We start from the raw sequence: 11,445 nt of genomic DNA on the forward strand, positions 1-11,445 counted from the left end.
TGATAAACTGCTAATCAAGTGAATAATTCTTGCAGAATAATGGTGCTAACTTTAGCATAATCGGGAATTCGGTGTAAAACCGAAGCTGTTTCCGCAACTGTAAGTACAAGAATCATAAAAAATGCCACTGTCGAAAAGGGGAAGTCCTAAGATGGGAAGGTTTTATGATATCGCAACTGATTAGTGGTAGCGAACTGTACGAGCCAGGAGACCGACCTTTATTTAATGTATAAAAACTCTTCGGAAGCTAGGAGGATATACGGCAAATACATAAGCGATGTCGCATGGGCGGCACTATATATGCTATTTTCGTCGTTCCTAGGGAGCGGCGTTTTTTTATGCACCTATAAAGCAAAATCTGTTCATGAAAGAAAGAAGGGACTAGTTATGAAAAAAGATGCTCGTTATTCTTGCTACCCATTCATGCGTGAAAAAATATCTACTGTAGATTTTGAGATTCGTACGGATAGTTTAACAACTCATGTCGGTGTAGCATTAACGGCTGTAAAAGCAGAAGCAGTTGAGGTTGTAGCGACAGATTTATTGACGATTTTGCCAATGGCCTACCATGTAAATGGCTCAGTACGTGGCAAATTAGCAGTAACGGAAGAAGATTTAGTATGGCTTAGTGATCGCTATGATTTTTATGTGGGGCATGTAAAGGAAGAAATACAGAACTTTGTTTTACCACAAGGAACGGGGGCTGCAACAGCGCTTCATTTATGTCGTAGTGAGGCAAAAAAATCATACCGTGTTCTACATAAAGTTTCTGAGGAAAGAGAAGTACCAGCAATTCTTTTCGATTACTTAGGATTATTAGCGAATGTATTTTTTGTAATGGCTGTATACATGAATCAGCAAGCTGGTATTGCTGAAATACCGTTTATAAGCAAATCATACCCTATGAAGAAGAAGAAGGAGAATGTGTAAAGTGAAGAAACTAATTAATTTCCAATGGATTACAATATTAATGTTAGCACTTGTATTGGCAGGGTGCGGTACAGCAGATGAAGCCAAAAAGGACGATACATCATCTAAAGAAGGACAACAAGCTGAGCAAACAGGCTATAAAGTGACAGATGATCGCGATGTCGAAGTAGCATTTGATGCAGTACCAAAAACGATTGTGTCACTACAACCAAGTAATACAGAAATCTTATTTGCACTAGGCGTTGGAGATAAAGTTATTGGCGCAACTGAATATGATACGTACCCAGAAGAAGCAAAAGATATTGAACGTGTTTCAGACTCTGTGACATTTAACACTGAGCGAATTGTGGCTTTAAAGCCAGATGTCGTAATTGCTTATTCAACAGGCAATGCCGAAACACTTGATGCGCTAAAAGGTCTTGAAGATGCAGGCGTAAAAGTATTTGTAATTAAATCAGCAGCTTCATTTGAAGATGTATATGGAGATATTCAACAAATTGCTGAAGTGATGGGTGTTAAAGATAAAGGTGAGCAGTTAAACGAAAGTATTAAAGCGAAAATTGCAGATGTACAAGCAAAAGTCAAAACTGTAGAAACACCGAAAAATGTCTACTTAGAAATTAGCCCTAAGCCAGATATTTATACAACAGCAGCTGGTACTTTCCAACAAGAAATTCTTGATGCAGCGAATGTGAACAATGTATTTGGTGATCAAACAGGATGGGTAAAAGTTTCTGAGGAGGATGTTATTGCGAAAAATCCTCAAGTTATTTTAACAACAGTAAACTATGTAGAAGATGCAGTAGGTGAAATTCTTGGGCGTGATGGATGGAATACAATCACTGCTATTCAAGATAAAGCGGTAAATTATATTGATACTGATATTTCAAATCGCCCAGGTCCACGTATCGGTGAAGCTGTAGAGATGGTAGCAAAATCAGTATATCCTGAGTTATTTAAATAAGGATAAAGAATAATAGCCCTTGGGCAAAAGAGATTAAGTGTTAGATTGATGGCAATCAATCTAACACTTTTTGCAGTGAACGGTATTTTCCACTTCTGTTTTCCTCGGGCGCACGGGCTTCTCAGGCGTCTATCGGCGATCTAGGAGCATCTATCGGCGCTATTCCTAAGTTTATCGGCGATTTAGGAGCATCTATCGGCGCCATTCCCAAGTATATCGGCGATTCAGAAGCATCTATCGTCGCTATCTCCATGTTTATCGGCGATTCGCTCTCAATCTCTTCAAAAAGGCATTGGATAATTGGTATTATCTTCATTTGTTCTATAAAATAGAAGTATAGATAGATGATTGCTTAAATAAGGGAGGCGTAGTGGATGACACAGTTTGACATGAAGGTTATTCCGTTTGAGGCAGTCTTGAATTTCCGCGATATGGGTGGCTATAAGGCCCGAGATGGTAGAGTAGTTAAAAATGGATTGCTCTATCGCTCAGCTGCACTAGGTAAGATGACCCCAGCGGATAAGGAGCGCTTTGAAGCATTAGGAGTAAAAACAATCTTTGATTACCGCGATCAACACGAGGCACTGAATAATCCTAACCCCTCGTTTAAGGGCGCACAGTATATTCATATACCTGCAAAGGGCAATCACGCGTTTGAGATGCCGACAAATACTGGTGGCCATAATTTTTATAAAGTTGTTAGCCCAGAGATGTTCCGAGATTTTTACGCACAAATGCCATTTAACAATGCTTCATTTAAAAAGTTAATATCCACAATTCAAAATCCAGATAATTTAGGCCTCGTCCATCACTGTGCCGTAGGAAAAGATCGAACAGGAATTGGCGGTGCCCTCATTTTGCTTGCATTAGATGTCCCTGAAGAAACTATTATGCAAGATTATTTAGATACTAATATATATTTACGTCCCATGGTAGAACGAATGGCACAAGCAATTCAAAATACTTTTAATGACCATGAATTACAACAGTTCCATGCATTAATGTCTGCACGTGAGGATTATTTACAGGCTGCATTCGATGCTATTGATAGTCGTTATGGTTCGAAAACAGTATTTTTAGAGAAAGAGTTTGGTTTAACAACAGAAAAACGCCAGCAATTACAAGAAAATTGCTTATGCTAATAGCCCACCCTTTCACAGTAATTCAGTGAGAGGGATTTTTTTGTAAGCAATTCAAAATATTTTTTTATTAGCTATCCTTTACAGTGGCAAATCTGTGATAAGATACAATAGATTTTTATGTAAAGTATAGAGAGAAGTGAAGTTGTTGGGACAAGCGATAAGAGAGAAACATTCGGCGGACCAGTTTAGTTTATTTCATTTAACATGGCCGATTTTTTTAGAAGTTTTTTTATTTATGTTAATGGGATTAGCCGATACATTTATGTTAAGTGCCTTATCGGATAACGCTGTATCTGGTGTCGGCGCAGCAAATCAATACATTCATATTGCGATTTTAATACTTGAAGTAGTAGGTAATGGTGCTGCGATAGTTGTCTCGCAATATTTAGGTTCAAAGCGATTTTTAGAAGCTACAAAGATTTCAGCGTTAGCTATTACGTTGAACTTAATTCTAGGGCTTATTATGAGTGCTCTATTTTTCTTAGGCTCAAGCCATTTAATGACGATGATGAATTTAAAGGGTGATGTTCTACAATATGCCCAAAGCTATTTAGTCATTATTGGTAGTTTTATTTTCTTACAAGCGATTATTAATGCGTTAGCAGCTATTATTCGTGTCCATGGTTGGACGAAGCAAACAATGTACGTATCACTCGGTATGAATGTTATTCACGTCGTGTTAAATTACGGATTGATTTTTGGTAATTTTGGAATGCCAGAATTGGGTGTGAAAGGAGCTGCTATTTCCTCAATTATTAGTCGTGGACTTGCAGTTATTGTTTTTTCATGGTTGTTGTATCAGGTAATGGAGATACGTGTGAAAATCGAATACTTTTTTACTTTTTCAAAAGAGTATGTACGAAAAATTTTAAATATCGGATTACCTTCTGCATTTGAACAAGTACTTTATCAATTTTGCCAAATTGTTTTCCTCTATTATGCAACGTATATAGGATCCGAAACACTTGCAGCAAGACAATATGCAATGAATATTTCGATGTTTACATACTTGTTTGCGGTTGCAATCGGTACAGGGACAGCTATTATTATAGGTCGCTATGTAGGCGCTGGCAAAAAAGACGAGGCGTATCAACAGTTATGGATAAGCGTGCGTTCAGCTTTTATTTTTACAATACTAATGGTGAGTGTAGTGACAATTTTCCGCAAACCGTTAATGAGCATATTTACAGATAATCCAGAGATCATCGCGATTGGTGGGTCTGTATTAGCATTGAGTATTTTATTGGAAACAGGTCGTACGATGAATATTGTTGTTATTAATTCATTACGTGCTTCAGGCGACGCAAGATTTCCTGTGAAAATTGGATTTTTATCGATGGTCTGTATGAGTTTGCCGCTTGGCTATTTGTTTGTATTTGTATTAGATTGGGGACTAGTTGGGATTTGGTTAGCTATATCAGCAGATGAATGGATGCGTGCTATTATCGTATACTTTAGATGGAAAAGTCGAAAGTGGGAGCGTTATGCAATTGTCTCACCTACAGACCAAAAGGAGGCGAATTAAATGGGAGCACTTTCTAAACGTGCTGCAGGAGCGGCATTAATAAATGCAAATATTGGACTATTTGCTTGTCCAATTTGTCAGGAATCCATGCAAGTCTATGAGCAAGGAAGGCTTACATGCTCAGCAAACCATTCCTTTGATATTGCAAAACAAGGTTATGTCAATATGCTGACGCATAGTGCAGCTTCTAAATATAGTAAAGATCTTTTTGAATCTCGTAAAACGATTATTGATAGTGGTTTGTATGACCCATTAGAAGAGAAAATAGCAGAGCTAATAGGAGAAGCCAAAACAGTACTTGATACAGGCTGTGGAGAGGGATCACATTTAGCCCGTATTATGACGCAAAAACAAGGTATTGGCATTGGTATTGATATTGCAAAAGAGGGTATTCTTGCAGCTGCTCGTCATTATCCAAAGCAAATTTGGTGTGTTGGAGACTTAGCAAAAAGTCCTTTTGCCAAGACAAGCTTTGATGTCATTTTGAATATTTTATCTCCAGCAAATTATGAGGAGTTTAAACGCCTACTTACATCAAATGGATGTGTCGTAAAAGTGGTACCACAAAGTGGCTATTTGCAACAAATACGTTCACAACTTTATGCTGATTCGGCAAAAGAAACATACTCTAATGCACAAACTGTAGAGCGCTTTCGGGAAAGTTTCTCACATGTCACAGTAGAACGTATTACTTATACAGTGCCACTTGCTTCGGTGCTAGTGCCTGCACTGCTTGAAATGACGCCGATGGGCTGGCATAAGGAGCAGCATGCAGAAGTTTGTGTAAATGAAATCACGATTGATGTTGATGTCCTAGTTGGTCGGGTATAAATCAAATAGATTTGACTTGGACAATTGCAGTATACAACTCTTTTCGATTACAATGGTAATAACTATTGAATAAGGTAGGAATAAAACAGTGTATAAATTTACGGCAAATCTTGTCAAATTAATATTAAAATTATCGGGTTCAAAAGCTCGGGTATATGAAGAGCAAAACTTACCGAAAGATGGTGGGTTTATTATTGCATGTACACATACAGGGTATGTGGATATTTTAAACTTAGGTGTTTCGGTCTTGCCTCGTGAAATTCACTTTATGGCGAAAAAACAATTGTTTGATATTAAGGGCCTTGGCTGGCTTATTGACCATTTAAACGCCTTTCCAGTTGACCGTGACAACCCAGGACCAAGTGTTATTAAAGTTCCATCACAATTGCTGAAAGAGGGAAAAATTGTTGGAATTTTTCCATCAGGTACTCGGAACTCAGAAGGGTCTGATTTAAAGCAAGGTGCTATAACGATTGCACAGTTGTCTAAAACACAAATCGTTCCAGCTGCTTATGTTGGAGCGCGAAATGCTGGGGATGTGTTTAAGCGTGGAAAAGGTTATCTCATTTATGGTGAGCCATTTTATGTAACAGGAAAAGGGAAAGAAGGTCGTGAGGAATTTACACACCATCTTGAACATGAGCTTATCGCTCTAACAGAAGAATTAAATAAGCGAATTGCAGCAGATAAAAAATAATACGGACAGCACTCAAAATCAAGTTGATTTTGGGTGCTTTGTCGTAGGAGGTATTTTTAATGATACGCGTACTATTTGTTTGCCTAGGGAATATTTGTCGCTCTCCAATGGCGGAGGCAGTTATGCGAGATTTAATAGAAAAGGCAAAGTTGGATGACAAAATTAAAGTAGATTCAGCTGCGACAAGCTCATGGCATATTGGTGAGCCGCCACATCGCGGTACACAAGATAAGTTACGAGAATATGGTATCTCGACGCAAGGAATAAAAAGTAGACAATTACATAAGCATGATTTTGATCAATTCGATTACATTATTGGAATGGATGAAAATAATATTCGTAACATTTATACGATGCTTGGTAATCCCGATTCACCAAAAATTTTTCGTTTTTTAGATTTAACGGACCATCGAATGGATGTACCTGATCCATACTATACAGGGGATTTTCAGGAAACTTATAATTTAGTGCTAGAAGGCTGTCAAGCTTTATTGGCTAAAATGAAGCTTGAGAAAAAGTTATAATTAGTAAAATATTTAAAATGTTTAATACAGCATACCGTTCTGAAAACATTACTATAAACATTGGTATATCTAGCTTTGAGAGCATCAATATGTTATTATTTGCAGAGTAAAGATACGAAAAGTATTTAAATACCATTTGCAGATGTGCAGTTATGCATCTATGATTTTATAAACTTTATTTTCGAAAGAGAGTGGAAACAATGGGTCGTAAGTGGAACAATATTAAAGAAAAGAAGGCGTCAAAAGACCAAAGCACAAGTCGCGTGAATGCAAAATTCGGTCGTGAAATTTATGTAGCAGCAAAATCAGGCGAACCAGATCCTGAATCAAATCGCGCTCTTAAAGTTGTTCTTGAACGTGCTAAAACTTACAGTGTTCCTAAACATATTATTGAAAAAGCAATTGAAAAAGCGAAGGGTGGCGGCGACGAAAGCTTCGATGAATTACGCTACGAAGGTTTCGGACCAGCAGGAACAATGCTAATCGTGGATGCTTTAACAAACAATGTTAACCGTACAGCTTCTGATGTACGTGCGGCATTTGGTAAAAACAACGGTAACATGGGTGTAAGTGGTTCTGTTGCTTATATGTTTGATTCAACAGCCGTTATTGGTTTAGAGGGCAAGACTGCGGATGAAGTACTTGAAATTTTAATGGAAGCAGATGTCGATGCACGTGATATTCTTGAAGAAGAAGAGGCTGTCATTATTTATGCAGAGCCAGACCAATTCTTTGCTACACAAGAAGCACTGAAAGCAGCGGGTGTTGAAGAATTTACTGTTGCTGAGCTGACGATGTTACCTCAAACAGAAGTTACATTAACAGGTGATGATGTAGCGAAATTTGAAAAATTAATTGATGCATTAGAAGATTTAGATGATGTACAAAACGTTTACCATAACGCAGACTTAGGTGAATAATTTTTATTATAAGGCAGACCAGTAGCAATTCTTTGCTACTGGTTTTTAACTTGATTCAGAGAATTCCTACTACAATAAGTAAGGATGAGTGAGAAAAGTATGGACTAACTGCAAATGGGGGTATCTAAACCCGCTGAATCAAGTTAAAAGCACCGGCGGATGTCACAGATTTTTTAAAGGAGCTATTCGAGCAAGCTCGAAAAAAATCTGGACGCACTGACGCCGAGGCGTCAGTGATTGGGCTTGATTCAGAGAATTCCTACTACAATAAGTAAGGATGAGTGCGGAAAGTATGGACTAACTGCAAATGGGGGTATCTAAACCCGCTGAATCAAGTTAAAAGCACCAGCGGATGTCACAGATTTTTAAAGGAGCTATTCGAGCAAGCTCGAAAAAAATCTGGACGCACTGACGCCGAGGCGTCAGTGATTGGGCTTGATTCGAAGAATTCCTACTACAATAAGTAAGGATGAGTGCGGAAAGTATGGACTAACTGCAAATGGGGGTATCTAAACCCGCTGAATCAAGTTAAAAGACAGGCGGATGTCACAGATTTAAGGAGGAGAACTGTGCAAACTTTTTTAGCTATCATTATATTTTTAGTGACGTTATTTTTAGTCATTGTACAGCCACGGAAATTGTCAATTGGCTGGTCAGCATGTATAGGTGCAGCATTTGCCTTAATGCTAGGTGTTGTTACAATCAACGATGTCGTGGCAGTTACTGATATTGTTTGGAATGCAACATTGTCATTTATTGGGATTATTATCATTTCCCTCATCTTAGATGAAATCGGATTTTTTGAATGGGCAGCATTGCATATGGCACGACTTGCGAAAGGTAGTGGGATTCGGCTATTTATTTATATCGCCTGCTTAGGTGCGATTGTTTCTGCACTATTTGCGAACGATGGTGCAGCATTAATATTAACGCCAATCGTCTTAGCGATGGTAAGAAAGTTAAACTTAACAGAGCAAAGAGTATTTCCGTTTATCATAGCAAGTGGCTTTATTGCCGATACAACTTCATTACCGCTAGTAATCAGTAATTTAACGAATATCGTGTCAGCAGATTATTTTAATATAGGTTTTATGGAATATGCAGTGCATATGATTGTGCCTAATATCGTTTCTTTAATTGCTAGCATATTCGTGCTATATGTATATTTTAGAAAAGTTATTCCAAAGCAATATTCGATGGAAGCGTTAGTACATCCGTCAGTCGCTATTCGTGATCAAAAGTTATTTAATATTTCTTGGTACGTTATTGCAATATTATTACTTGGTTTCTTATCGAGTGAGTATTTTACTATTCCAGTGTCATTTATATTATGCAGTGTAGCAATAATCTTTTTATGGTTGGCACGGAGAAGTAAAAGCATTGATACGAAAAGAGTTATTAAAGGTGCACCATGGAGCATCGTGTTTTTCTCAATTGGTATGTATGTCGTAGTTTATGGTTTAAAAAATGTAGGGCTTACAGGTTTATTAGCGGATTTGTTAGAGCTGACTGTTCAGCAAGGATTGTTCGTCGCAACATTAACGATGGGCTTTGTGGCAGCGATTTTGTCTGCAGTTATGAATAATTTACCGACAGTTATGATTGATGCATTAGCAATTGCTGAAACAAGTGCAACAGGCACAATCAAAGAAGGTCTGATTTATGCCAATGTGATAGGGACGAATTTAGGGCCAAAAATGACACCGATTGGTTCCTTGGCTACATTGTTATGGCTTCATATATTGGCACAGAAAGGCATTAAAATAAGCTGGGGGCAGTACTTTAAGATTGGTATTTTACTAACGATACCGACACTTTTCATTACATTACTAGCATTAATTGCTTGGTTAGCAATAATATCGTAGTATAAAAGTCGAAATAGTTGAAAAAATAAAATATTCAGTAATAATAAGATTAGTATACTAGTAAAATGAAGAAGGAAAGTGCCAATAATATGACAAAAACAAATAAGTTAAGTAATAAGATTATTTTAATGTTATTAATGACAATAGTCGCTTTATTAATTGGTTTTATAGTAACTACTATTTACACAGCAAAATCAGCTGTAAATAAAACGATGGGTACACAGGCAGTTGCAATGGCAGGCAACATTGCTAAACAGTTAAATGTTGATGATTATATTGAGCTTTCAAAAAGCCCATCGGAGTCTAAATTATACTGGGAGCTACGAGAAGAGCTAAACGGATTACGTGAACAAAATGGCGTTCTCTATGCTTACACTTTTGCCGTGCCACAGGAAGATCAAAAGGTAAGATTTTTAGTAGATGGAATGCCTAAAGATGACCAAGAAAATGCAGGTAGCATTAATTCAGAATCATCTTCTACATACTATAAAGATCTTGAAAAAGTAATATCTACAGGCAGTTATTATTCAGCAATATTACATAGTGATTTTGGCGATTATTTATCAGGTACAGTGCCGTTAAAAGATGCATCAGGTACTATCGTTGCCTTTGTTGGCGTAGATATTGAGGCAACACAAGTAAGCGGCGTAACAAATGCCGTGCTAACTTCTGTTTTACCAGCCCTTATTGCTATTATGCTAATTTTAACGGCAATTTTGATGTACATAGTGTATCGTTATGTAAATCGTTCATTAAAACCGTTAAGTTATTTAGGGGAAGCGGCAGAAAGCTTTGCTCAAGGTGATATTGAGGAAGCAACAAAAGCGGTGGAACAAATTCAATTTAAAAATAAAAATGAAATTACAATTTTTGCACAAGCCTTCAAGGAATCGCTAATAAAGTTAAAAGACACATTCCAAACAATTCAACATCGTACTGTTGCATTGCAAGAGGTTGTTGGGAAAATAGATGCTACGTCACAGCAAGTTGAAGCATCAAATTTAAAGATTGCAGACAGTATTATCGAGATTGCAGCTGGCAGTGAACAGCATCAGCAAAACAATAATGAAGTTGTGTTAACGATGAACGAAATGTCGATTGGTATTCAACGTTTAGCAGATTCGACTTCGGAAATAGCTGAGTCTTCTACCGCGATGACGGGATTAGTCGAATCGAATGTGAATCATTCTCATGAGGTAGTTTCACAAATACAAAATGTTGAATCTTCCGTCCTACGTACAGCTGGACATGTTGAAGAAATGGGCAACAGATTCCGATCAATCGAAGATATGGTTCAGGTTATTACAAATATTGCGGATCAAACAAACTTACTTGCATTAAATGCAGCTATAGAGGCGGCAAGGGCTGGAGAAGCTGGGAAGGGCTTTGCTGTTGTAGCAGACGAGGTACGTAAATTGGCTGAAATGTCTAAGACTTCTGCTGATGATATTCAAAAACATTTAATTAGCTTTAAAGATATTACAGAGCGTGCACTTTCTGAAATGGCAAGAAGTACGGAAGATGTCCAGGCAGGTAATATCGCAGTACAACATATAGGGACTAGCCTTTCTCAAATTTTACAATCTGTTGTGCTCGTCAATAATAAAATTCAGGATGATTCAGCAGTCATAGAGCAAATGTCAGCAGGGTCAGAAGAAATATTAGCGACAATAGAGCAAATGCAAAGTATTGCACAGCAAAGTGCTATAGGAACTAAAGAGGTAGCGACAGCTTCTGATCTTCAGGTGGCAATGGTTACAGAATTAAATGATGTCGTGGAAATTTTGGAACGTACATCGAAGGAAGTAATTGAAGCGATTAATACTTTTAAATTATAAAGAATATCAAAAAACTATTTTTCTACACATCATATCCCTGTAGAAAGATAGTTTTTTTTGTTTGCGAAGAAATGTGTATATTAGCATATTTAAGCGAAAGGGTGAATAATATACACATTTATTGTGAAATACCCATTGTGTAAACTGTAAATCCATTCCATAATATTAATTAATGCATTAAACGATAGAAGTAAAAAGGGGTGTAAAGT

At 37.4% G+C, this 11,445-nt stretch carries 10 protein-coding genes and 1 riboswitch; all 10 genes read left to right on the forward strand.

Features of this window, described 5'->3' with window-relative positions; all coding sequences use genetic code 11:
* The first annotated feature begins 23 nt into the window (after nt 1-23).
* Nucleotides 24-234: riboswitch (cobalamin riboswitch) on the forward strand.
* 153 nt (nt 235-387) lie between these two features.
* The 10 genes from JNUCC52_RS15450 to JNUCC52_RS15495 all read left to right on the forward strand — a co-directional run bounded on the left by JNUCC52_RS15450 (nt 388) and on the right by JNUCC52_RS15495 (nt 11,236).
* The gene (locus JNUCC52_RS15450) at nt 388-930 is read left to right on the forward strand and encodes a hypothetical protein (protein WP_173479342.1); all 543 of its coding nucleotides are present in this window, start codon (nt 388-390) and stop codon (nt 928-930) included.
* Nucleotide 931: 1 nt separating this feature from the next.
* Nucleotides 932-1,894 (forward strand): ABC transporter substrate-binding protein, encoded by a 963-nt coding sequence (locus JNUCC52_RS15455; RefSeq protein ID WP_337980281.1) that lies wholly within the window; start codon nt 932-934, stop codon nt 1,892-1,894.
* A 374-nt stretch (nt 1,895-2,268) separates the two neighbouring features.
* The gene (locus JNUCC52_RS15460; RefSeq protein ID WP_173479345.1) at nt 2,269-3,036 is read left to right on the forward strand and encodes a tyrosine-protein phosphatase; all 768 of its coding nucleotides are present in this window, start codon (nt 2,269-2,271) and stop codon (nt 3,034-3,036) included.
* Nucleotides 3,037-3,181: 145 nt separating this feature from the next.
* Nucleotides 3,182-4,561, forward strand: a complete 1,380-nt coding sequence (locus JNUCC52_RS15465; protein ID WP_228134197.1) for an MATE family efflux transporter — start codon at nt 3,182-3,184, stop codon at nt 4,559-4,561.
* On the forward strand, nt 4,562-5,392 hold the full coding sequence (locus JNUCC52_RS15470) for a putative RNA methyltransferase (RefSeq protein WP_139860257.1): 831 nt from the start codon (nt 4,562-4,564) through the stop codon (nt 5,390-5,392).
* Nucleotides 5,393-5,480: 88 nt separating this feature from the next.
* Entirely contained in the window at nt 5,481-6,089 is a 609-nt protein-coding gene (locus JNUCC52_RS15475; RefSeq protein WP_173479346.1) for a lysophospholipid acyltransferase family protein, read from the forward strand.
* A 59-nt stretch (nt 6,090-6,148) separates the two neighbouring features.
* Nucleotides 6,149-6,613, forward strand: a complete 465-nt coding sequence (locus JNUCC52_RS15480; RefSeq protein ID WP_173479347.1) for a low molecular weight protein-tyrosine-phosphatase — start codon at nt 6,149-6,151, stop codon at nt 6,611-6,613.
* Nucleotides 6,614-6,813: 200 nt separating this feature from the next.
* The gene (locus JNUCC52_RS15485) at nt 6,814-7,533 is read left to right on the forward strand and encodes a YebC/PmpR family DNA-binding transcriptional regulator (RefSeq protein WP_173479348.1); all 720 of its coding nucleotides are present in this window, start codon (nt 6,814-6,816) and stop codon (nt 7,531-7,533) included.
* Between the two features lie 569 nt (nt 7,534-8,102).
* Nucleotides 8,103-9,398, forward strand: coding sequence for an arsenic transporter (locus JNUCC52_RS15490; protein ID WP_337980282.1), 1,296 nt, complete (start codon nt 8,103-8,105; stop codon nt 9,396-9,398).
* Nucleotides 9,399-9,487: 89 nt separating this feature from the next.
* Nucleotides 9,488-11,236 (forward strand): methyl-accepting chemotaxis protein, encoded by a 1,749-nt coding sequence (locus JNUCC52_RS15495; RefSeq protein WP_337980283.1) that lies wholly within the window; start codon nt 9,488-9,490, stop codon nt 11,234-11,236.
* Nucleotides 11,237-11,445 lie beyond the last annotated feature (209 nt).

The organism is Lysinibacillus sp. JNUCC-52 (assembly GCF_015999545.1).
Taxonomy (GTDB): domain Bacteria; phylum Bacillota; class Bacilli; order Bacillales_A; family Planococcaceae; genus Lysinibacillus.

Excerpts from the sequence above, each read along its gene's own strand:
- JNUCC52_RS15450 (WP_173479342.1), top strand. The coding sequence starts at position 388 with ATGAAAAAAGATGCTCGTTATTCTTGCTACCCATTCATGCGTGAAAAA.
- JNUCC52_RS15460 (WP_173479345.1), top strand. The coding sequence starts at position 2,269 with ATGACACAGTTTGACATGAAGGTTATTCCGTTTGAGGCAGTCTTGAAT.
- JNUCC52_RS15470 (WP_139860257.1), top strand. The coding sequence starts at position 4,562 with ATGGGAGCACTTTCTAAACGTGCTGCAGGAGCGGCATTAATAAATGCA.
- JNUCC52_RS15480 (WP_173479347.1), top strand. The coding sequence starts at position 6,149 with ATGATACGCGTACTATTTGTTTGCCTAGGGAATATTTGTCGCTCTCCA.
- JNUCC52_RS15485 (WP_173479348.1), top strand. The coding sequence starts at position 6,814 with ATGGGTCGTAAGTGGAACAATATTAAAGAAAAGAAGGCGTCAAAAGAC.
- JNUCC52_RS15495 (WP_337980283.1), top strand. The coding sequence starts at position 9,488 with ATGACAAAAACAAATAAGTTAAGTAATAAGATTATTTTAATGTTATTA.